The organism is Erythrobacter litoralis HTCC2594, from assembly GCF_000013005.1.
Classification (GTDB): domain Bacteria; phylum Pseudomonadota; class Alphaproteobacteria; order Sphingomonadales; family Sphingomonadaceae; genus Parerythrobacter; species Parerythrobacter litoralis_A.
Genome location: NC_007722.1, coordinates 1,343,517 through 1,363,935, shown reverse-complemented (window position 1 = coordinate 1,363,935; position 20,419 = coordinate 1,343,517). Strand labels below are relative to the sequence as shown.

Sequence of the window (20,419 nt, the reverse complement as noted above, 5' to 3'; positions counted from 1 at the left end):
CGGGAAACTACCACGTTCGGGGGCCGATTAAACCCCGCATTAACCCAAATGCGACTAGCTGTGGCATTATGGCATTCGAGTATGGCGCCTTTTCTGCGACCCTGTCGGCAGCTGCCGGGGAGGATTCTTCCCTGCATGCCGAACTTCGCGCAGCATTTCGCGAGAGCCTGGAGCAGCAGGTCGACCTGTTGTCACGGGCGCGATGCGACGGAAACTGGGTGGTCGCCGCGCAGCGCATCAAGGGGCTCGCAGCCAGCTTTCACGCCGAACCGCTGATGGTGCTGGCGGATGAAGCGGTCGAGACTGCGCCCGGCGATCCGGTCGTCCTGCGCAAGCTGACCGCCTTCATCGACGACTTCGACAGGTGATCGACCAATCCAGATTGGTATGACGGTGCCGCACCCGCTTGGCTTGGGCGGGGCGGCGGCCTATTCCTGTCGCCCACATGGAACTGGATATGTCACGCGTGGCCTTGTTGTCGCTCAGCGAAGCGGACGGTGCTGCCATATCCAACAGGCGCATGGTCGCCGGCGCGAGTGCGCTGGAGAGGCAGGTCGACCTCGCTTTGGCCGCAGGATGCGGGCGGATCTGGCTTCTCGCGTCGCGGCAGGATGATGTCGCCATCGCTGCGCAGCACCTGGCCGAAAGCGGCGGTGCCCGGTTTCGGCTTCTCACGCACGGACGGCAGCTGCTCGGCGCGCTGCGGCAGCAGGACGAGCTGGTTGTGCTGGCCGAAGGGCTGGTGGTGGGGCAAGGCGACGGGCTGGCAATGCTCACGTCCGGGCCGGCGCTCTTGAGGCTGCCTGCAGACAGCGGCATGAACGCGGGGTTCGAGCGGCTCGACCGCGACTACGCATGGGGCGGGGCGATGGTCCTGCCGGGCAGGATAGTGGAGCAGCTCGAGGCTCTCCCGGACGACATGGAGCCGGTGTCCGCTCTCCTCAGGGCGGCGCGGGCGGCGCGGATAAGCGAGTCCGATCTGCCCGAAGAATGGCTCGCTGCCGGGGAATGGAGCCTGCAGTCCGAGGGGCGATCTTCGGGCAAGGCGGGGTCGGGTCCTGAGGATGGCGGGGAGGTCACGGTGCGCGCTCCTGCCGAGAGGGTCGGCGCCGCGCTGGTGGGCAGGAATACCATCGCCAACGTGATTCTCTGTGCCAGTCTTCTCGCGGTGATCGCCGCCGTTGCTGGCCTGTATTTCTCGCAATTCGCTATCGCGCTGGGACTGGTCGCCCTCGCGATCGCGGGTTTGCGCACCTGGTTCGCCTATCGCCGCGAGCGCGACCCGAGGTTCTTTTCCGGCAAACCCCCGACAATCCTGCCGGATCTGTCATTGCACGCTCCTGACCTCGTCGGACTAATTGCCGTCGCAGCGGCGCTGGCCACGGAATTCCCAATAGAGTCAGCAATTTACATGACGCTCCTGACCTATTTCTGCTGGATCCTGGCGCGAAGCATGTCGGCCCGCGGCCGCTCGCTTTTCCGCCATCACGAACTCATATGGGCAACTTTCGTGATCTTCGGTGCCTTCAACGCATGGTTCATCGGCGTCGCCGCGCTCACCATAGTCGCAGTGTCCGCCATCGGCCTCGATTTTCGCCGGGGTTCAATAATAACGCGGACTTAACCATGGCCCGCTAAGGCAGCCTCTATGGTCGAGGCCGAGATGATTGATATGAACGCTAGCTCTACAGCCGAAGCGCCCGTCGAGGCGATCCTGCGCGATGAGCTCGCGCATGGCGACGTCATGCTGGGAACGATAGGTCCGATCCTCGGGCATCTTCTGGCAAATCACGATCATTCCTTGTTCAGCGACGAAATCATCGCACGCGTTCGCGGCATGGTTCTCAGCGTAGCAAGTCAGCTTCTCGAGCTTCAAGCCGAGGTCGCCCAAGATGCCGATGCGCGCGGGTTCGCCGAGCGTAATGCCGCTGAATTGGCCGAATTGATCGCCCGCGATCCCGCTTTCCTGCTGCACTGCCACGGGCTTGCGATCGAAAGCCAGTTGGCCCTTCGCTTGCAGCGTCGCAATGCCATCGATCCCACTTTGTCGCCGCTATTGCAGTCGCTGGTCGCGTCGGACGACGCCGAGACTGCGAGCCTGGCCATGACGGCGCTCGCGTCCCAGGCCCGCTTCATGCAGCATCAGAAGCGCATGTTCTTGCCCTTGACGGAATTGCCCGCCGACCTTTTCCATCAGGCATTGCAGTGTTGGTACGGTTTCAGTGACGGCCTGGATGAAGGTTTGGTCGGAAAAATCGAGACGGCCATGCGCAGGAATTACGACGAGAGTGCCAGCCGGCTAGGCCTGCTGTCGCGTCTTGTCGAAGGAATGGGAAATGGTCACCGCGCAGCCCTGTCCATCGCTCACGCCGGCGTTTCCCTGTTTCTGACGGCTCTGGCATCTGGCTCGCAACAGGATCGCGACGTTGTGGCTCTGTCGACCAATGATAGACAATTGGCCCGCCTTGCCCTCGCACTGCGCGCTGCGGGTCTGAACCCGAAGGAAGTCGAGGAGCAATTCCTCTATATTCATCCCGAGGTATCACTGCCCGAAGGATTTTCCCAGTTGAGGGTCGAGCGGGCGCAGGCGATGCTTGCAGCCTCGCCCGGATGGCGGGTGTCCTGACAGTGGATCGACGCAAATCCACAGTTCTTGCCAAAGCGCGCACTGACGCCGGGGATCGTCTCGTCGAAGCGGATGACCCGCTCGCGAGCCTGCAATCCAGGTGTGGAGGGGAAATTCCGGGCACCATTGCGATCCATGAACTGAGGCAGCTCGTACGCAAGGCGCGAGAGATGGATCTGCGTCTTGCGCGGACCATTCGCGCATTCGATGGTGAGTCCCGCATCACGGCCTGGGTCGAAGTCGCTCCTTATAACGGCGAAGTGGAGCAAGGATGTGCGATCACCGTGCAGACATGGCAAGTGGCGGTGCCGCAAGCCGAAAGTGAAGACGCCGCAGCTGCCCGGCGCGATGCGATCGACAATGCCCTCGCCGAATTGCATGCGCGGCTCGATGCCGAACAGCGTATCATCACGATCGACACCGACGCCGACGACCTCCAGCCGCTGGTCAAGGCGATCAAGGCCGACCCCGGACGGCGCTGGACCGACTATGTTTCGCTGCCCGGCATCGCTCATGCCCAGCCATTCCATTGGCGCCTTCTCGACCAGGCCCGCTGCGAGATCGAGGGCAGCCCACGGCAATGGACGGCGCGGCTCATTCCCATGGGGACACCCGAACCGGGGAGTGAAGGCTTCGAGCTCTATCTCGTCGCCAACCGGGCCTGGGTTCAGCGATCCGACCGGAGGCGTGGGCAAAACAAGGAAGTGCAGGCTCGCATGGGGCGCGATCTCTCGCCTGTGCTCCGCCAACCGGTTTCGCGGATCATCGCAAATGCCGAGACAATCCGTACCAAGCTCGCCGGTCCGCTTGCCGACGAGTATAGCGACTATGCCGCAGACATCGCCAATGCGGGGCAACATCTCCTTTCGCTGATCGACGATCTTGCCGATCTTGAGATCATCGAATCCGAAGGCTTTTCTACCGCCCCGGACAAGATCGACCTGGTGCAAGTGGTGCGGCAGGCCGCGGGAATTCTCGGCGTGACGGCGCAGGAAAAACAGATCGAAATACTCGTCCCGGACAAGGATCAGTCATGCCCCGCGATCGGCGAATTCCGGAGGGTATTGCAGGTCCTGCTGAATCTGATCGGTAATGCCATCCGCTATTCGCCTGTCGGCTCCAGGATCCGCGTCGAACTCGCACGCAATGGAAAGGTTGCCGGCGCGCGGGTCATCGACGAAGGCCCCGGCATCGACACGGAGCAACAGGCGGCGATCTTCGACAAATTCGAACGTCTCGGCCGCTCCGGCGATGGTGGCTCCGGCCTTGGCCTCTATATCTCGCGCCGCCTCGCACGGGCGATGGGTGGCGACCTGAAAGTTAAAAGCACGCGCGGCGAAGGCGCAACGTTTACGCTTACATTGCCGGTTTCGCCTGCAAAAAGATCAAAGCCCTAACGGCGAAAGCGGCGCGACAGACTCAGAGCCACCCCGCCCAGTGCAAACACTCCCGCACCGATATAGGCCCACTGCTGCTTGCCGGCGATATAGCTGGTTTCGGAATCGCCTATGATCGAAAGGCCCTGCAATACCCACCATGCCCCTGTGAGGAGCATCGTCAGGCCCGCGATCTGCAACAGGAACCCCGGAAGGCGCATGCGCCCTGTCGCTTAGCGTTGACCGATCGGCACGTAGTCGCGCTCGGTCGGCCCGGTGTAGAGCTGGCGCGGGCGACCGATGACCTGGCCTGGATCGGAGATCATCTCATTCCACTGTGCGACCCAGCCGACCGTACGGGCAAGGGCGAACAGCGCAGTGAACATGGTGGTCGGGAAGCCGATCGCGTTCAGGATGATACCCGAGTAGAAGTCGACATTCGGGAAGAGCTTCTTTTCCCTGAAGTAATCGTCGTTGAGGGCGATCTCTTCCAGCTGAAGCGCGACTTCGAAGACCGGATCCTGGACGTTGAGCGCTTCGAAGACCTCGCGCAGCGTCTGCTGCATCACGGTCGCACGCGGATCGTAATTCTTGTAGACCCGGTGGCCGAAGCCCATCAGGCGGAAGGGGTCATTCTTGTCCTTCGCGCGCTCGATATAGTGCGGGATGCGATCGGGGCTGCCGATTTCCTGCAACATGTTGAGCGCGGCTTCGTTGGCACCGCCGTGCGCCGGGCCCCACAGGCACGCAATTCCGGCAGCAATACACGCGAAGGGGTTGGCCCCCGACGAGCCGGCAAGGCGCACGGTCGAGGTCGACGCGTTCTGTTCGTGATCGGCGTGCAGAATGAAGATGCGATCCATCGCTCGCTCGATAGCGGGGTGGATTTCGTAATCCTCTGCTGGAACACCGAAGGTCATGCGCAGGAAATTGCCCGTATAGCTCAAGTCGTTCTTCGGCTGTAGGAAGGGCTGACCGACGGCGTATTTGTAGGCCATGGCGGCAATCGTCGGCATCTTGGCGATCAGACGGTGGCTGCTGATCTTGCGGTGCTCGGGATCGGAAATGTCGGTGCTGTCGTGATAGAACGCCGACAGCGCGCCCACGACGCCGCACATGATCGCCATCGGGTGCGCATCGCGGCGGAAGCCCTGGTAGAACTGTCGCAGCTGGTCGTGCAGCATGGTGTGACGGGTGATGGTGTAAGTGAAGTCATCGAGCTCGTCCTGCTTCGGCAGCTCGCCGTTGAGCAGCAGGTAGCTTACTTCCATGAAGCTCGATTGTTCGGCCAGCTGGCCGATCGGGTAGCCGCGATGCAGCAGCACGCCCTCGTTGCCGTCGATATAGGTCAGCGCGCTTTCACAACTGGCGGTGGATTTGTAGCCGGGATCGAAGGTGAAGGCACCGGTGGCACCGTAAAGCTTGCGGATGTCGACCACATCGGGGCCGGTCGTGCCTTGCAACACGGGAAACTCATGGGACTGGCCATTCAGCTCTAGCTTTGCCGTGTCTGCCATTGTCGTGTTCTCCTAAAATCAGTCTATCCGTTCGCGCCTTCTTCGGCCGGGGTCGCCTGCGCGTCTATCCGCGCCAGGGACTCCTCTCTGCCGAGCAGGACGAGCACATCGAAAATTCCGGGGGACGTCGTCGTCCCCGTTAAAGCTGCACGCATGGGCTGCGCCAGCTTGCCAAGGCCCAGTTCGAGGCGCTCGGCGAGCGCTTTCGTAGTGGCTTCGAGGGCCTCGATTGTCCAGTCATTTTCAGCGCTCAAAGCCTCGGAAACCTTCGCCAATCTTTCGCGGCCTTCCCCGTCGAGCAGCTTCTCCGCCTTTTCGGTCATTTCAAGCGGGCGTTTGCTGAACAGGAACGCTGCGCCCTCGGCCAGTTCGTTGATGTCCTTGGCTCGGACCTTGAGAACCTCCATCGCTTGCGTCAGCAAAGCTTCGTCCGCCGCCGGGCCAATCTTGGCCGCAACCAGCGCTGCGAGGCGCGCATTGTCCGCCTCGCGGATATGGTGTCCGTTGAGGTTGAGCAGCTTTTTCGTATCGAAGCGCGAGGCACTCTTTCCAACTCCTTCCAGCGTAAAGAGCTCGATGGCTTGTTCTCGTGTGAATTCTTCCTGGTCGCCGTGCCCCCAGCCGAGGCGGAGGAGGTAATTGAACAGTGCCTCGGGAAGCACGCCCATTTCGTCGCGATAGGCCTCGACGCCGACCGCGCCATGCCGCTTGGACAGCTTGGCACCGTCTTGGCCGTGGATCAGCGGGACATGTGCATAGACCGGCTCGGGCCAGCCGCCTTCGATGGTGTCCATCGCATGGTAGATCGGCAGCTGCCGGAAGGCGTTGTTGAGATGATCGTCGCCACGGATAACATGGGTCACGCCCATGTCATGGTCGTCGACGACTACGGCGAGCATGTAGGTCGGCGAGCCATCAGCGCGCAGCAGGATATAGTCATCCAATTCTTCATTGCGGACAGTGACCCTGCCCTGCACTTTATCTTCGATAGTCGTCTCACCATCTTCAGCCGTTTTCAATCGGACGACGAAAGGGGAGCCTGCAGGGGCTTCCGAGGCATCTCGATGACGCCAGCGGCCGTCATAGCGTTGCGGTTGTTTGGCCGCGCGTTGAGCGGCCCGCATTTGCTCAAGCTCTTCCTGCGTGGCGTAGCAGCGATAGGCATAGCCATATTCAAGCAGCTTCTCCGCCACTTCGACATGGCGGGATCCGCGTTCCGATTGGAACAGCGGCGTATCGTCATAGTCGAGGCCGAGCCAATCGAGACCCTCGAGAATTTTGTCGATGGCATCTTGGGTCGAGCGCTTCTTGTCGGTATCTTCGATGCGTAGAAGCGCCTTGCCGCCGTAGTGGCGCGCGAATAGCCAATTGAACAACGCGGTGCGCGCGCCGCCCAGGTGCAAATATCCGGTAGGTGATGGGGCGAAACGGGTGACGACATTACTCGTTCCAGCGTCATCTTTACTTGCCATCCTGCGTGGCTTCCTTTCCAATCGAGATCATGGCGACCGGTAGCGCCACTGATCCGCCCCCACTGATTCCGGTGGCAGGCGACCTGGCGCAAGGTCATGTTGCATTGCAGCAACGCCCTTGGCATTCACGCTGGCGCTTGTCCAGCATAGGCGATTTCGCCGAACGTGCGCTGGGAGCTTCCGGCTTCGACAGAGCGCCGTGGATCGCGGTCAGTCTGTGTTTCGGCATAAGCCTGTGGTTCCTGCTCGATAATCCATGGCAGTGGAGCGCTTTGATCGGTTCGTGTGGACTGGCTGCGCTCGGCGGTTGGCTGATGATCCGGCAGACCGATCTCAAGCAATTCGGCATGGCTGTGGTGGCGGTTTCGCTTGCTGTCGGATTCGGGACAGGTCTCATCTGGGCCCGGTCTGCCACGATCGGCGCGGAGGCGCTGCCGGCTCCGCAAGTGCAATGGTACCAGGGGAGGGTTCTCGAACGCGAGGAACAGCCTTCGCGCGACCGGATCAGGCTGGTGCTGGCTGTGCGCGATGCCGAAGCCGGAGAAGCACGCAAGATCCGCATAAATGTGCCACTGGAGCGGGCCCGGGATGACCTGCGCGAAAACGCGGTCGTCCGGTTTCGCGCGAGGTTGATGCCACCCGCACCGCCGATGGTGCCGGGGGCGTACAATTTCGCAAGAAGAGCGTGGTTCGATGGCTATGCTGCGACGGGATCGGTGCTCGGCGAGATCGAATTGGTCGAACCTCCACCTCCACCCACCGGACTGGCTGCGGTGCAGCGCTTTCTTTCGGGCCACGTGCGCGACCGGGTTGATGGTTCGGCAGGGACTATCGCAGCGGCCTTTGCCAGCGGCGACAGGGGGGCGATTACGGAGGCGGACGAAGAGGCGATGCGCGATGCAGGGCTGACGCACCTGCTTTCCATCAGCGGCTTGCATGTGAGCGCGATCATCGCCGCCGCTTACATCCTCTCGCTCAAGCTCTTGGCGCTGTGGCCGTGGCTGGCCTTGCGGGTCCGACTGCCGCTGGTGGCTGCGGGCATCGGCGCGCTGGCCGGGATCGGCTACACGCTCCTGACGGGTGCTGAAGTACCCACAGTGCGGAGCTGTGCGGCAGCGGTGCTGGTGCTGATTGCACTCGCGCTCGGGCGCGAGCCGCTGTCGCTGCGGATGGTGGCAGTGGCAGCAGTGTTCGTGCTGCTGTTGTGGCCGGAGTCGCTGGTCGGGCCGAGTTTCCAGATGAGCTTTGCGGCTGTGATCGCCATCGTGGCGCTGCACAATGCAGAGCCGGTCAAACGCTTCCTCGCGCCGCGCGAAGAGGGCTGGTTTGCACATGTCGGTCGGCGCGCGCTGATGCTGCTCGTTACCGGGTTGGTGATCGAGATCGCTTTGATGCCGATCGTGCTGTTCCATTTCCATCGGGCTGGCGTCTACGGGGCGCTCGCCAATGTCATTGCGATCCCATTGGTGACCTTCATTTCTATGCCGCTGATTGCGATAGCATTGGCGCTGGACGCTGTCGGACTGGGTGAGCCGGTATGGTGGTTGGTCGGGCAGTCGCTCGATCTGCTGCTGGGCATTGCGCATTTCACTTCGAGCCAGCCAGGCGCGGTCAAACTGATGCCGCAGATGGGGCTGGGGACGCTGTCGCTGTTCGTGGCGGGCGGATTGTGGCTCGCCTTGTGGAAGGGACGCCGCCGATTGCTTGGCTTCGCACCGGTTGCGGCGGGGACCCTTCTGCTGCTGCTCACGCCAGTGCCCGACATCCTGATCTCTGGTGATGGTCGGCACGTGGGCATCGCCGAGGACAATCGGCTGATCATGCTGCGGGAGAGCCGATCGGACTATGCAAGGGACAACCTGATGGAGCTTGCCGGCATGTCGGGCGAGCCGGTGACGATTACGGACTGGCCGGGCGCACAGTGCAGCAGGGACTTCTGCACGGTGACCATCCAGCGTGGCGGGCGGGACTGGCATGTGCTGATGGCGCGGAGCCGGGACCGGGTCGAGGAGCGGGCGCTGGCGGCGGCATGCGAACGCTCCCACATCGTGATTGCCGATAGGTGGTTGCCCCGCTCTTGCCGGCCGCAATGGCTCAAGGCGGATCGGCGGTTCCTGGGCCAGTCCGGGGGCCTGGCGCTGTTTCTGGAGGAGGAGCGGTTCACCAGCGTGGCCCAGGGGGAGGGCGAGCATGGCTGGTGGAGAGGTCGGGAGAAGGGGGCGCGGCGGTAGGCGGGGAAGCCTGCTGCGAGCGGGATCGCAGTTGCGGGGACAGTGCCGCGCCCCCTAGCTTGTGCAGATCAGTGGTATCGGCGCAGCAAACCGGCGAGCTTGCCCTGCACCTGCACCTGATGCGGATCGTAGACCTGCGCTTCATAACTGGCATTGGCCGGATCGAGCCGGACCCTGCCGCTGTCGCGATGCAGGTATTTGAGCGTCGCTTCCTCGTTATTGACCAGCGCCACGACAATCTCGCCATCGCGTGCGGAGTCCGTGCGGCGGATAAGGGCGAAGTCGCCGTCGAAGATGCCCGCCTCGATCATGGAATCGCCAGAGACTTCAAGCGCGTAGTGATCGCCCGGACCGAGCAGGGCGGCGGGAACGGGCAGCGACTGGTGATCTTCCAATGCCTCGATCGGCGCGCCGGCGGCGATACGACCGTGGAGCGGAATTTCGACCACGTCATTGATGGGAGCCGGTACGGTCTTGGCCTGCGCGGTACGAATATCGACCACATTGCTGGCTTCCGAACCTGACTGTGCGGCCTTGGCGCCGCCACCTACGACATCTTCCGGCTGTTTGAGAATTTCCAGCGCGCGCGCCCGGTTGGGCAGGCGACGGATGAAACCGCGTTCTTCGAGCGCGGAAATCAGGCGATGCACCCCAGACTTGCTCTTGAGATCGAGCGCCTCCTTCATTTCCTCGAAAGATGGCGAAATTCCCGTCTCCTCCAGCCGTTGCTGGATAAAGCGGATCAATTCGTGCTGCTTTGCCGTCAGCATGGGTGTTGGCTCCCTCTTTGGGCTCGCAAATGGCCCGTTCCAACTTCGCGCGCGAATGCGAACGAATGTGGAACAATTAAGGAACCAATTTTCGTAAGTCAAGCAATTCAGGGGATTTCCAACAATAAGCACGGAACAGATGTTCCCGCTTTCGCCTCGTCGCCATGGGCGGGGCGGTCGATCAGGACATTTGATCGGGCGAGGGTGAGGAGGGCACTGCTGTCTTGCTGCGGAGCGGGGACGACGCCCTCAGCGAGCGACCCGCGCATGAATTCTCGCCTTGGTCCTCCAGCAGGACAATCGGTCGCGAGAGGCAGGTGGATGGTTTGCGGTAAGCAGTCGCGAGCGCCGAGCAGCTTGCGCAGCGCCGGAAGCATGAACAGGAAACCGGTCACGAAGGCGGATACGGGATTGCCGGGAAGGCCAAGGATAAGCTGTTTGCCACGCCGAGCGACCATCAGCGGTTTTCCAGGCTTCATGGCAACCTTCCAGAAATCCAGTTGCGCCCCGACCGCGTCCAGTGCAGGCTTTGCCAGATCATGGTCGCCGACCGAGGCACCACCTGTCAGCACCATCAGGTCGGCCCCGCGATGCGCCTCCAAAGCGGCGACAATGTCATCGAGACGGTCGGGCAAGGGATCGCTCTGGTGGATGTCGCACGGCAGCGCGCCCGCCAGTGCCGCCAGCATCGCGCCATTGCTGGCAGGGATTTCGTGGACGCCGCAGGCAGTCGGATCGGAATTGAGCTCATCTCCGCTGTCGAAGATGGCAAGCGTCGGCCTGGCCTGGACCGCGACCTCGGCATGACCTGCCGAGCGGATCAGCGCGACATGTGCGGGTCCGATCCGTGTCCCGGCATCCAACAGCGTGTGACCGGGGCTGAACTCAAAGCCCTTCCGGCGAATATGCTTGCCGACCGGCGGATCCTCGGTGTGGATTACGGTGTCGCCTGAAACGTCCGCATCTTCCTGGATCAGGACGCGATCGGCACCCTCCGGCAGGACCGCGCCTGTCGAAATGCGGACGCATTCTCCGCCATGGATCGCCCCCGCGAACGGCTCGCCACACCGGCTTTCCCCTTTGAGGCGCCACGGCCCTTGGCCGGCCACGGCGTACCCATCCATGGCCGACAGGTCCGCCGGGGGTTGCGTCCGCGCAGCGGTGAGAGGCTCAGCCAGGTAGCGTCCGAGCGCCGCCTCGACCGCCACGCGCTCCATGGGCAACGGTTCCAGCAGCGCCAGCATCCGCGCCTGCGCATTCTCGAGACTCAAGTGCGGCAAGCTCATTTCGCGATCCAGTGCCCCGACTTGCCGCCGCGCTTTTCCAGCAGGCGCAGGCCTTCGATCACCATGCCCTTGTCGAGCGCCTTGGCCATGTCGTAGATCGTAAGCAGGGCAACGCTCGCCGCGGTCAGCGCTTCCATCTCGACACCGGTCTTGCCGGTCAGCGATGCTGTCGCAGTAACGGCGATTTCTCTCTCGCCGAACTCGAAAGCGACGTCTACCGCATCGAGCGCAAGCGGATGGCACAACGGGATCAGCTCGCCGGTCTTCTTGGCCGCCATGATCCCGGCGATGCGCGCCGTGCCAAGCACATCGCCCTTGGGTGCGTCGCCTGCCTTGATCGCGGCGAGGGCTTCGGCGCTCATGCGGATCGTCCCGCCAGCGCGCGCAAGGCGTTCGGTCGCGGGCTTGCCGCCGACATCGACCATATGCGCAGCGCCTGAGTCGTCGAGGTGGGTCAGCTGGCTCATTTCGTCGCGGCTCCCGCACACATGGACCGCATGGACCACTGTCCAGGGGCAGAAAAATCTGCGGTCCCAATTCGGGCGTAAAACGGGCCGGCAGAGAGGCTTGATCGGTCCAACATGCCGCAGGTCTGCCAGAACTGCGCAGGGTAGGACAGTCCTAACCGCCGAGAAGTTCGCGGGTGGCGGCTTCGACGTCGTCCTGCCGCATCAGGCTCTCACCAACGAGGAAGGTCTGGACCCCCGCTTGCGACAGCCGCACGCAATCGGCGTGGTTGTCGATACCGCTTTCTCCGACCAGAAGCGCGCCTGCGGGTGCCAGCGGAGCCAAGCGCTCGGTGGTCGCGAGATCGGTGGTGAAGGTTTTCAAGTCGCGATTATTGACGCCAACCAGCCGCGATTGCAGCGCATGGGCGCGACTCATTTCTTCTTCGTCGTGCACTTCGACCAGCGCATCCATCCGATGCTCCAGCGCAGCAGCTTCGATCTCGTGCATCTGCGCATTGGAGAGTGCCGCAACGATAATCAGGATCGCGTCGGCACCCATGCTCCGGGCTTCGGCGCATTGCCACGGATCGACCATGAAGTCCTTGCGCAGGGCGGGGAGGGTGCACGCATCGCGCGCTTCGCGCAGGTAATCGGCGTGGCCCTGGAAATAGTCTTCATCGGTCAGGACGGACAGGCACGCCGCGCCGCCTGCCTCATAGGCGCGGGCGTGGTCTGCGGGATGAAAGTCTGCGCGGATGAGACCCTTCGACGGTGAGGCTTTCTTGATCTCGGCAATCAGTGCGAAGTCGGTTACGGCCTTGGCACGCAGAGCGGCTTCGAACCCGCGCGGCGCGGATTGGGCTGCGATGCGATCGGCCAATTCGCTATCCGACAGCGCAGCCTTGCGCGTCGCGACTTCGTCGAGCTTGGCGGCGCATATCTCTTCAAGTTTGTTCATTTATTCACCACACTAAAATCCGTTCGGGCTGAGCTTGTCGAAGCCCTGTACTTACTTCTGGTGGGCGTGTTCCAGGAAACGACAGCCGTAGACGCTTTGCGTCAGCTTCGCTTCCGACAGGCTCAGGGCGAACGGAAGGGGGGCTTTACACTAGACCGCCATCTCGATCCATTTGCCCAGCAATTCGTTGGCCTTGCCGCTATCGAGCGATTCCACTGCCATCGCCGCGCCGACCTCCCAATCTTCGACCGCACCTGCTGCCATCAGCGTCGCAGCCGCGTTGAAGACGACGGCATCCCGATAGGGGCCGGGGGTGCCTTCGAGCAGGGCCTTCAGCGCCATGGCATTGTGGGCTGCATCGCCGCCTCGAATGGCCTCCACCGGCGCATGCGGCAGGCCGATCATCTCGGCATAGACGCGGCGCATCTCGAACTCGTTTCCGCAGACGTCGGCCAGCTCGTTGCCGCCGGCAAGGCTGAGCTCATCCAGCCCTTCGTCGCCGGAAACGATGTATGTCCGCTCCGTGCCCAGCTTGGCCTTGGCTTCGGCATAGATCGGGACGTAGCCGGGCCGCGCGATTCCGATCAGCTGGCGCTTTACCCCCGCGGGGTTGGACAGCGGGCCCATCAGGTTGAAGATCGTGCGTTTGCCGAGGCGCTGGCGAATGGGCTGGATACGGCCCATCGCCGGGTGGTGGTTCTTGGCGAACAGAAAACAGATGCCGATCTCGGCGAGTGTCTTCTCCGCCGTGCGACCAACGGCCTCCATGTCGAGGCCGAGCGCTTCGAGCGTGTCGGCAGCGCCGGATTTCGACGACGCCGCGCGGTTGCCGTGCTTGGCGACCGGCACGCCTGCCGCGGCTACCACCAGGCTCACGGCAGTCGAGACATTGAGCGTGTGATGCCCGTCGCCGCCGGTGCCGCAGCAATCGACGGCACCTTCGGGCGCTTCGACGGGGATGAGCCGATCCCGCAAGGCGCGCGCCGCCCCGGCGATTTCGTCCGCCGTCTCGCTCCGCTCGGTCATGGCGAGCAGGAAGCGCGCGATTTCCTCTTCCGAGGCTTCGCCGTCGAGGATCCAGCCGAACACCTCTTCGGCCTCGTCCTGGCTCATATGCGGGACGGCGAGGGGGAGGGTTTTCATGCGGGTGCCTTTTCTGTGCGGGCAGGGGAAATGCCGCACAGCGACAGGAAGTTGGCAAGCAGGTCATGGCCGTGCTCGGTGGCGATGCTTTCCGGGTGGAACTGCACGCCGTGGATGGGCAGGTCCCGGTGCCGGAAACCCATCACCATGGTGCCGTCGAGGCCGGGTGTTTCGCTGGTTGCATTGACGGTGAGAACCTCGGGAATGTCTTGCACCACCAACGAATGATAGCGGGTAGCGGTGAAGGGCGAGGGCAAGCCAGCGAAAACGCCGCTGTCGTCGTGCGTGACGGGTGAGGTCTTACCATGCATCAAGCCGCCCTGCACGACGCGCCCGCCAAAATACTGGCCGATTGCCTGATGCCCGAGGCACACCCCGAGGAGCGGCATATCGGCATCCGCGCAGGCGCCCACGAGATCGAGGCTGATCCCCGCTTCATCGGGCGTGCAGGGACCGGGAGAGATGAGAATGCCCTTCGCGCCGCTGGCGATCGCGTCCGCAGCTGTCAGCGCGTCATTGCGCTCGACCCGCACCTCTGCCCCCAGTTCCATCAGGTAATGGACGAGATTGAAAGTGAAACTGTCGTAATTGTCGATGACGAGGATCATGGACTAGATACAGTCCTCTCTAAGACAGATCTCTGCAATGGCGTGTGAAAGGGGCGCATATTTGAACTTCTTTCCCATCACAACATAGACCTCCTCATCGCGGTCTATCACCTTGAATGCATGTCCCAATTGTTCATCTGTGATAGTATGCGATGCAAAGATTGGCCCGGGTATTATCGGTCCCACGGGGTCAAATGCGATCCATCGGTCAATTCTCTCGTCATGGTGTTCTAGAGAATTGCGCAAATTGCGATCATTTAGAGGCGACGCATCGTCAATTTTGTAGAGTTCACGAAGCTTTTCCCCTCGGTATCTCGCAACTGCACCAGCCTTTGGTGAGGGCCAGAAAAACCTCGAAACCGCTGCGCAATGATTGATGGCATCGTGTAGCAATCCAGCAGCTTCTGAAGGCGATGCGCCGTCTTCAATTGCGTCAGAGTAGTCCATGAAAGAACGAACAGCCAAGCGTGCTGCCTCGTCAATCGCAACCCCATAGAATGCAAAAGCATATGGTGGAAAGTTCTCCGGCGAGATTTTGTGGCGTGCTTTCTTCACTTTGACTTATCGGCAAATTGATCCGTTGCGCGCACCAGACCGTCCACGATCCCCGGTTCGCTTGCGCTGTGGCCTGCGTCGTGCACCATCCACAGCTCGGCTGCCGGATGCGCTTTCTTGACCGCCCATGCCGCACCCGGCGGGGTGCAGATGTCGTGGCGGCCCTGCACGATGATGGTCGGGATATGCCCGATGCTCTGCATGTCGCGCAGCAATTGCCCTTCCTCGAGATAGAAGTTCTCGAGGAAGAAACGCGCGCAGATGCGGGCGAAGGGCACGGCTTTCGCCGGATCCTCGAAATCCGCCAGCAAGTCCGCATTGGGCAGCAAGGTTGCGACGGTTCCTTCCCACAAGGACCATTGCTTGGCCGCTGCCAGCCGCGTTGGCTCGTCGTCGCTCGTCAGGCGCGCATAATAAGCCTGGACCAGGTCGTCGCGTTCGGCCTCGGGAATATGGCCAGAGAATTCGTCCCACTGCTCGGCCATGATCTCGCTCGCCCCGTACTGGTAAAGCCAGCTCTTCTCGTTCTGCCGGGCGAGGAAAACCCCGCGCAGCACGATCTCGGTGGTGCGTTCGGGATGTTTCTGGGCGTAGGCCAGCGCCAGCGTCGCGCCCCAGCTTCCGCCGAAGACCTGCCACGCCTCGTGGCCGCACATTTCGCGCAGGCGCTCGATATCGGCGACGATGCGCCAGGTGTCGTTGTGCTCGATTTCCGCAAAGGGTAGCGACTTGCCGCAACCGCGCTGGTCGAACAGCAGCACGTCGTAGAGCTCGGGGTCCCACTGGCGGCGATGCGAGGGTGCCATACCGCCGCCCGGCCCGCCATGCAGGAACACCGCCGGCTTGGCGCCCGGTGTGCCGACGCGCTCGTAATAGAGCTGATGGCCTTCGCCGACATCGAGCATGCCGGTCTCGTAAGGCTCGATCTCGGGATAGAGCGTGCGTTTGTAATCGAGCATATTGCTGTTCGCCATTACCTGGTCTCCACCACGATCATCGGGCCGATCGGCGCGCGGGCATCCATGCGGTCGTTCGCCGGGTCCCATAGGCCTGAGACATTGCCGTCGAGATAGAGCGCGTTCGGGGTATTCGCCACGTCGCGGAAGAAGCGGGCGAACTTGCCGAAGCTGATCGGACCTTCGCTGATGACGAAATGCGCGCGGCCCTGGCGGTCGACGCCGACGCCGTTGCGAATTTGGCGCGAGGGGCCGTCTTCGGAGATTTCCGGGTGCAGCTTACCGTCGATCAGCAGCATCGGGCCACTCTGAGTACCGAATTGCGGGCGGTCGGAGACATTGGCGAGGAAGCTTTCGGTCGTGCGCACGCGCCATTCGCCGTTGGAGCCGTAGAACACGCCGTTCGGCTTCAGGTGGAAATTGCCCGCGCCGTCATTCGTGTTGAGCGCCTGCAATCGCTCGCTGTCTTCGACGTAATAGCCGATCGGCTTGCCGTCGCCGTCGAACATGCCGGCATTGACCGCGAAGACTGGCGCGCTGCTGCGCCCTTCCGCGAGCTTGGCGAAGCTGCGATGCGGCGGACCGAGGACGGTTGTGATGCGGTGCTTGGCGGGCACGGCGACGCAATGGGTCAGCACCACTTCCTGGAATGTCAGCCGTTCGCACGCGCTTTCCGCCGCGACATTGGAGGTCGGCCCGGCGACCACTTCCTCCGTATCATCGCCTTCGACGCGGGTGATCGTCTCGCCATCCTCGCCAAATTCGATCACGGTTACCGGATCGCCTTCGACTTGCTGTCCGCAGGCGGCGAGGGCCAGGGCGAGGGCGACATAGGGTATTCTGTAATTCACTGTCCAAATCCGGGTTCGCTGGCGACACGGGCGGCTTCGCGGGCGGCAGCGATCAGGGCGCCCGCCTTGGCCTCGCATTCACGCTGTTCATAGGCGGGATCGCTGTCGGCGACGATACCAGCGCCCGCCTGCACATGCATCATACCGTCTTTGAGGACTGCAGTGCGCAGCACGATGCAGCTGTCGAAGCTGCCGTCGGGCGCGAAATAGCCCACGCCGCCCGCATAGGGACCGCGCGTTTCGGGCTCCAGTTCGGCAATGATCTCGCAGGCACGGATCTTGGGCGCGCCGCTGACGGTGCCTGCGGGAAAGCCCGCAAACAGCGCATCGAGCGCGTCCTTGGCCGGATCGAGTTGTCCGACAACATTGCTGACGATGTGCATCACATGGCTGTAGCGCTCGACGGTGAAACTGTCGGTCACTTCGACTGTGCCCTTGGCGGCGACCCGCCCGACATCATTGCGCCCCAGATCGAGCAGCATCAGGTGCTCGGCACGCTCCTTGGCATCGGCAAGCAGGCTCGCCTCCGCCTCGCGATCGGCTTCCGGCGTCGCGCCGCGCGGGCGGGTCCCGGCGATGGGCCGGATCGTGACCTCGCCATCGCGCAGACGCACGAGAATTTCCGGGCTCGAGCCAACGACCGCAAAACCGGGCAGGTCGAGAAAATAGAGAAACGGCGAGGGATTGACGCGGCGCAGCGCACGATAGAGCGCCAGCGGTGGTAGCGGAAAGGGACAGGTGAACCGCTGCGCCAGCACGACCTGAAAGATGTCGCCTGCGGTGATATACTCTTTCGCCTTCGCCACCATCGAGGAATACTGGTCCTCGGCCATTCGCGGAGTCAGATTCAGTTCGGGAAAATCGTCCGCGGCCACTTCGCTGACATCGGGGGACGCGAGACAGCGCAGTGTGTGGTCGATTCTCTCGCCCGCGCGCTCGATCGCCGCTTGCGGATCACCACTCGATGGCCACAACGGCGCGATGATGAAGAGATTGTCGGTGAGAGAATCGAACACGAGCAGCAGCGTCGGCCGGGTGAACACCATGTCCGGCAAATCGAGTTCGCTCTCCGGCGCGCGGGGCAGGACCTCGACCTGGCCGATCGTTTCATAGGCGAAATAGCCGACGAGGCAGGCGAGGGCGGGGGGAAGACCGTCCGGCACGTCGATGCGACACTCTTCGATCAGCGCTCGCAGGGCGTCGAGGCTCCTCCCATCGACGGGGATAAAGGCAGCCCGATCATGTTGCCACAGGCGGTTGATTTCGCCCTCCTCGGCGCGGGCGCGGAACACGAGGTCCGGGTCGAGCCCGAGCAAGCTGTAGCGTCCGCGTACTTCGCCGCCCTCGACCGATTCCAGCAGGAAATCCCCCCGCTCGGGTTCGATCAGCTTCAAGGCGGCACCAACCGGCGTTTCGGTATCGGCAACCACTTCGCGCCACACCAGCGCGGGCGCACCGCCAGCGAGCTGCCCCAGCGCGGCATCGCGATTATGGAGGCCCGCGCCAGACAGTTGCCGCCTCCTATTGCTGGGCTTCGCCGGTGAGCTGACGGCGGACTGCTTCGATGGCAGCTTCGTTGCGCTCGATGGTGACGTCGTTGCGGATCGCAAGCCGCAACTGCTCGCCATATTCCTGGCCGAAAGTCTGCCCGAATTGCGATTTTGCCTGGCGGAACAGCGGGTCGTCCCGGCCGACGACACCGGCCTCGATCGAATCCAGATCGACGATAAACCACCCGATATTGCGCGGTGCCTCCAGTTTCTTTTCGGTGCCCTGGGCCATGCTGAATAGCAGGGCGAGCGGTGCCGGCACCCCTCGCTCGCCGCGCTGGACAAGCTGTTCGCGAGTCAAATTGACCTGGTCGATTGGGGGAATGCTGGCGTCCTCCGCGCGGACGGCGGCCGCCAGCGACTGGCCATCGCCAAGACGTTTCAGCACCCGGTCGGCAGCCGCGCGCGCTCGCTTTGCCCCTTCGGCACGCTTCCAGTCGGCCACCACCGTATCGCGAATCTCCGCGAGCGGAGCCGGGGCCGATGGCGTAATGTCGCTGGCTTCGAACAGCATGAAGGTTTCTCCCGGTACCGCCTCGGTCAGTTGCGGTTCGCCTTCTTCCATCTGGAACGCCGTCGCGAGGGCGCGGCGCAGGATTTCCGGGGCCTGCTCGTTCTGCGTGCCATAGACGATGCCGGCGCCGGTGAGCGGACGCGTCGTTTGCACTTCGGCCCCGACTTCCGCTGCGACATCGGCGAGCGATTCGCCATCGGCGAAGCGGTCTTCGATACTTTCGGCCAATTCGTTGAAGGCGCGGCGGCGCCGTTCTTGCGTGAGAGTCGACACGATCTCTTCGCGCGCCTGCGCCAGCGACCGTCCTTCGATGCGATTGACATCGTCGACCCGCACCACGTGCCAGCCGAGGCCGCTGCGCGCGACGGGGGCGACCTGGCCGCGCGCGGTACCGAACACCGCCTGCGCAACCTGAGCGGAAGCCTGCGCGCCGTACTCGCTGCGGTCGATGGGGCCGATCTGCTGCGCTTCCAGCCCGGCTTCGCGCGCCACCGTTTCGAGCGAGGCACCACCGGCAACGCGATCGCGGAACGTCTGTGCCGCCTGCTGGGTGGGCACGATCAACTGCGTGAGCGTACGTTCTTCGCTCGCGGCATAGCGCGAGGCATCCTGTTCGTAGCGATTGGCGATCTCCGCAGCGGTCGGCGTGCCGACATCGGCGACGGCCGATTCGCCGAACGTCGCATAGCGAATAACGCGGCGCTCGGGCCGGATGTAATCGCCCTTGTTGGCATTGTAATAGGCTTGAACCTGCGCATCGGTCGGCTCGCCGTCAGGCGCGAACGAGGTGCTCGGGATTAGCGCGATGGCACCGCGGCGACGTTCCTTGAACAGCGCAGCATACCTGCTCGCCAGCTTGTCGGGGATCGTCGCACCGAAACTCCCCGGCACCAGGACCTGCTGGGCGATCAGGCCGTCGCCGAGATCGTCGCGCACGACGGCATCGGTCAGGCCCTGGCGCGCGATGGCGGCACGATAGGTTTCCTCGTCGAAATTGCCGTCGGCACCGCGGAATACCGGGATCCTGCGAATTTCGCTATTCACCAGATTGTCGCCCGCGCGCATGCCGTATTTCCGGCCGAATTCCGCGATCGCGATCCGGTCTAGCAGGGTTTCGACGACCCTTTCGAGCCCGCCCTGGTCGATGAAAGCCGGCATCGACAGCGTCGGATCGTTCTGCCTCAACTGGTCCAGGGCATTCGATGCCGCCCGGCTCAGCTCGGCAGTCCCGACTTTCTGCTCGCCCACCACAGCGACCCGGTCGCCGCCCGATACGCCGCCGAACGTGCCGGTGCTGGAGACGTCCGCCCCGGCAAAGGCAATCGCGATGAGCGCGAGGAATCCGACGAAGATGCCGATGCCGATCTTCGACTGAAAAAATCTGCGGAACGAATTGATCATGGAAAAGACAGGTCCAAATGTGGTCGAAAGCCGGCGCGGCGGGGGCCACACCGATAATGCCGCCCGCTTTAGAGAGGCTGCGACCCTCCCGCAACAGGTGGCAAAGGGTTTTGACTGGATCGAATTGCTCGGCTAGCGGACCCGGCCCCCACGCGC

The 20,419-nt window shown here is 63.0% G+C and carries 19 protein-coding genes; 5 read left to right on the top strand and 14 right to left on the bottom strand.

Going from position 1 to position 20,419, the window contains the following annotated elements; genetic code table 11:
• The first annotated feature begins 68 nt into the window (after positions 1-68).
• The 4 genes from EL2594_RS06510 to EL2594_RS06495 all read left to right on the top strand — a co-directional run bounded on the left by EL2594_RS06510 (position 69) and on the right by EL2594_RS06495 (position 4,023).
• Entirely contained in the window at positions 69-368 is a 300-nt protein-coding gene (locus tag EL2594_RS06510; RefSeq protein WP_011414242.1) for a hypothetical protein, read from the top strand.
• A 77-nt stretch (positions 369-445) separates the two neighbouring features.
• On the top strand, positions 446-1,624 hold the full coding sequence (locus tag EL2594_RS14885; RefSeq protein WP_011414241.1) for a hypothetical protein: 1,179 nt from the start codon (positions 446-448) through the stop codon (positions 1,622-1,624).
• 24 nt (positions 1,625-1,648) lie between these two features.
• On the top strand, positions 1,649-2,626 hold the full coding sequence (locus EL2594_RS06500) for a hypothetical protein (protein WP_011414240.1): 978 nt from the start codon (positions 1,649-1,651) through the stop codon (positions 2,624-2,626).
• Positions 2,611-4,023: a sensor histidine kinase gene (locus EL2594_RS06495; protein WP_011414239.1), complete on the top strand. Its 1,413-nt coding sequence runs from the start codon at positions 2,611-2,613 to the stop codon at positions 4,021-4,023. Before EL2594_RS06500 ends, EL2594_RS06495 begins: the two co-directional genes overlap by 16 nt.
• On the opposite strand, the gene EL2594_RS06490 is transcribed toward EL2594_RS06495, so the two are convergent.
• From EL2594_RS06490 to gltX, 3 genes are read right to left on the bottom strand one after another with little or no spacing between them, the layout of a single operon-like run.
• The gene (locus EL2594_RS06490) at positions 4,020-4,223 is read right to left on the bottom strand and encodes a hypothetical protein (RefSeq protein WP_011414238.1); all 204 of its coding nucleotides are present in this window, start codon (positions 4,221-4,223) and stop codon (positions 4,020-4,022) included. The genes EL2594_RS06495 and EL2594_RS06490 overlap by 4 nt on opposite strands.
• A 12-nt stretch (positions 4,224-4,235) precedes the next feature.
• Positions 4,236-5,519, bottom strand: coding sequence for a citrate synthase (locus EL2594_RS06485; RefSeq protein WP_011414237.1), 1,284 nt, complete (start codon positions 5,517-5,519; stop codon positions 4,236-4,238).
• Positions 5,520-5,542: 23 nt separating this feature from the next.
• On the bottom strand, positions 5,543-6,991 hold the full coding sequence (gene gltX, locus EL2594_RS06480; RefSeq protein WP_041685155.1) for a glutamate--tRNA ligase: 1,449 nt from the start codon (positions 6,989-6,991) through the stop codon (positions 5,543-5,545).
• 5 nt (positions 6,992-6,996) lie between these two features.
• On the opposite strand from gltX, the gene EL2594_RS06475 reads away from it, so the two are divergent.
• A complete protein-coding gene (locus EL2594_RS06475; RefSeq protein WP_011414235.1) occupies positions 6,997-9,222 on the top strand; it encodes a ComEC/Rec2 family competence protein in 2,226 nt (741 codons plus the stop codon).
• A 68-nt stretch (positions 9,223-9,290) separates the two neighbouring features.
• Here the strand turns inward: EL2594_RS06475 and lexA are convergent, their stop codons facing one another.
• The 11 genes from lexA to EL2594_RS06420 form a co-directional block, all read right to left on the bottom strand.
• Positions 9,291-9,992: a transcriptional repressor LexA gene (gene lexA / locus EL2594_RS06470; RefSeq protein WP_011414234.1), complete on the bottom strand. Its 702-nt coding sequence runs from the start codon at positions 9,990-9,992 to the stop codon at positions 9,291-9,293.
• A 107-nt stretch (positions 9,993-10,099) separates the two neighbouring features.
• Complete coding sequence (locus EL2594_RS06465) at positions 10,100-11,278, bottom strand: molybdopterin molybdotransferase MoeA (RefSeq protein WP_011414233.1); 1,179 nt, start codon at positions 11,276-11,278, stop codon at positions 10,100-10,102.
• On the bottom strand, positions 11,275-11,745 hold the full coding sequence (moaC, locus tag EL2594_RS06460) for a cyclic pyranopterin monophosphate synthase MoaC (protein ID WP_011414232.1): 471 nt from the start codon (positions 11,743-11,745) through the stop codon (positions 11,275-11,277). Before moaC ends, EL2594_RS06465 begins: the two co-directional genes overlap by 4 nt.
• A 154-nt stretch (positions 11,746-11,899) precedes the next feature.
• Positions 11,900-12,685 (bottom strand): indole-3-glycerol phosphate synthase TrpC, encoded by a 786-nt coding sequence (gene trpC / locus EL2594_RS06455; protein ID WP_011414231.1) that lies wholly within the window; start codon positions 12,683-12,685, stop codon positions 11,900-11,902.
• A gap of 150 nt (positions 12,686-12,835) precedes the next feature.
• On the bottom strand, positions 12,836-13,828 hold the full coding sequence (trpD, locus tag EL2594_RS06450; RefSeq protein WP_011414230.1) for an anthranilate phosphoribosyltransferase: 993 nt from the start codon (positions 13,826-13,828) through the stop codon (positions 12,836-12,838).
• Positions 13,825-14,436: an anthranilate synthase component II gene (locus EL2594_RS06445; RefSeq protein WP_011414229.1), complete on the bottom strand. Its 612-nt coding sequence runs from the start codon at positions 14,434-14,436 to the stop codon at positions 13,825-13,827. The genes trpD and EL2594_RS06445 overlap by 4 nt, the downstream gene beginning before the upstream one ends.
• A 3-nt stretch (positions 14,437-14,439) precedes the next feature.
• Positions 14,440-14,991 carry a hypothetical protein gene (locus EL2594_RS15320; protein WP_155806002.1) on the bottom strand — a complete coding sequence of 184 codons (552 nt, stop codon included), beginning with the start codon at positions 14,989-14,991 and terminating at the stop codon, positions 14,440-14,442.
• A complete protein-coding gene (pip, locus tag EL2594_RS06435) occupies positions 14,988-15,965 on the bottom strand; it encodes a prolyl aminopeptidase (protein ID WP_011414227.1) in 978 nt (325 codons plus the stop codon). Before pip ends, EL2594_RS15320 begins: the two co-directional genes overlap by 4 nt.
• Positions 15,965-16,798, bottom strand: coding sequence for a phosphodiester glycosidase family protein (locus tag EL2594_RS06430; protein ID WP_011414226.1), 834 nt, complete (start codon positions 16,796-16,798; stop codon positions 15,965-15,967). The genes pip and EL2594_RS06430 overlap by 1 nt, the downstream gene beginning before the upstream one ends.
• A complete protein-coding gene (gene trpE, locus EL2594_RS06425) occupies positions 16,795-18,240 on the bottom strand; it encodes an anthranilate synthase component I (RefSeq protein WP_011414225.1) in 1,446 nt (481 codons plus the stop codon). The genes EL2594_RS06430 and trpE overlap by 4 nt, the downstream gene beginning before the upstream one ends.
• A gap of 79 nt (positions 18,241-18,319) precedes the next feature.
• Positions 18,320-20,263 carry a peptidylprolyl isomerase gene (locus EL2594_RS06420; protein ID WP_011414224.1) on the bottom strand — a complete coding sequence of 648 codons (1,944 nt, stop codon included), beginning with the start codon at positions 20,261-20,263 and terminating at the stop codon, positions 18,320-18,322.
• Positions 20,264-20,419 lie beyond the last annotated feature (156 nt).

What these genes read in the sequence shown, in the direction of transcription:
- EL2594_RS14885 (WP_011414241.1), top strand. Translation starts at nt 446, where the DNA reads ATGGAACTGGATATGTCACGCGTGGCCTTGTTGTCGCTCAGCGAAGCG.
- moaC (WP_011414232.1), bottom strand. Translation starts at nt 11,745, where the DNA reads ATGAGCCAGCTGACCCACCTCGACGACTCAGGCGCTGCGCATATGGTC.
- lexA (WP_011414234.1), bottom strand. Translation starts at nt 9,992, where the DNA reads ATGCTGACGGCAAAGCAGCACGAATTGATCCGCTTTATCCAGCAACGG.
- EL2594_RS06500 (WP_011414240.1), top strand. Translation starts at nt 1,649, where the DNA reads ATGGTCGAGGCCGAGATGATTGATATGAACGCTAGCTCTACAGCCGAA.
- EL2594_RS06495 (WP_011414239.1), top strand. Translation starts at nt 2,611, where the DNA reads ATGGCGGGTGTCCTGACAGTGGATCGACGCAAATCCACAGTTCTTGCC.
- EL2594_RS06465 (WP_011414233.1), bottom strand. Translation starts at nt 11,278, where the DNA reads ATGAGCTTGCCGCACTTGAGTCTCGAGAATGCGCAGGCGCGGATGCTG.
- trpD (WP_011414230.1), bottom strand. Translation starts at nt 13,828, where the DNA reads ATGAAAACCCTCCCCCTCGCCGTCCCGCATATGAGCCAGGACGAGGCC.
- EL2594_RS06510 (WP_011414242.1), top strand. Translation starts at nt 69, where the DNA reads ATGGCATTCGAGTATGGCGCCTTTTCTGCGACCCTGTCGGCAGCTGCC.
- trpC (WP_011414231.1), bottom strand. Translation starts at nt 12,685, where the DNA reads ATGAACAAACTTGAAGAGATATGCGCCGCCAAGCTCGACGAAGTCGCG.
- EL2594_RS06490 (WP_011414238.1), bottom strand. Translation starts at nt 4,223, where the DNA reads ATGCGCCTTCCGGGGTTCCTGTTGCAGATCGCGGGCCTGACGATGCTC.
- pip (WP_011414227.1), bottom strand. Translation starts at nt 15,965, where the DNA reads ATGGCGAACAGCAATATGCTCGATTACAAACGCACGCTCTATCCCGAG.
- EL2594_RS06485 (WP_011414237.1), bottom strand. Translation starts at nt 5,519, where the DNA reads ATGGCAGACACGGCAAAGCTAGAGCTGAATGGCCAGTCCCATGAGTTT.
- EL2594_RS06445 (WP_011414229.1), bottom strand. Translation starts at nt 14,436, where the DNA reads ATGATCCTCGTCATCGACAATTACGACAGTTTCACTTTCAATCTCGTC.
- EL2594_RS06420 (WP_011414224.1), bottom strand. Translation starts at nt 20,263, where the DNA reads ATGATCAATTCGTTCCGCAGATTTTTTCAGTCGAAGATCGGCATCGGC.
- gltX (WP_041685155.1), bottom strand. Translation starts at nt 6,991, where the DNA reads ATGGCAAGTAAAGATGACGCTGGAACGAGTAATGTCGTCACCCGTTTC.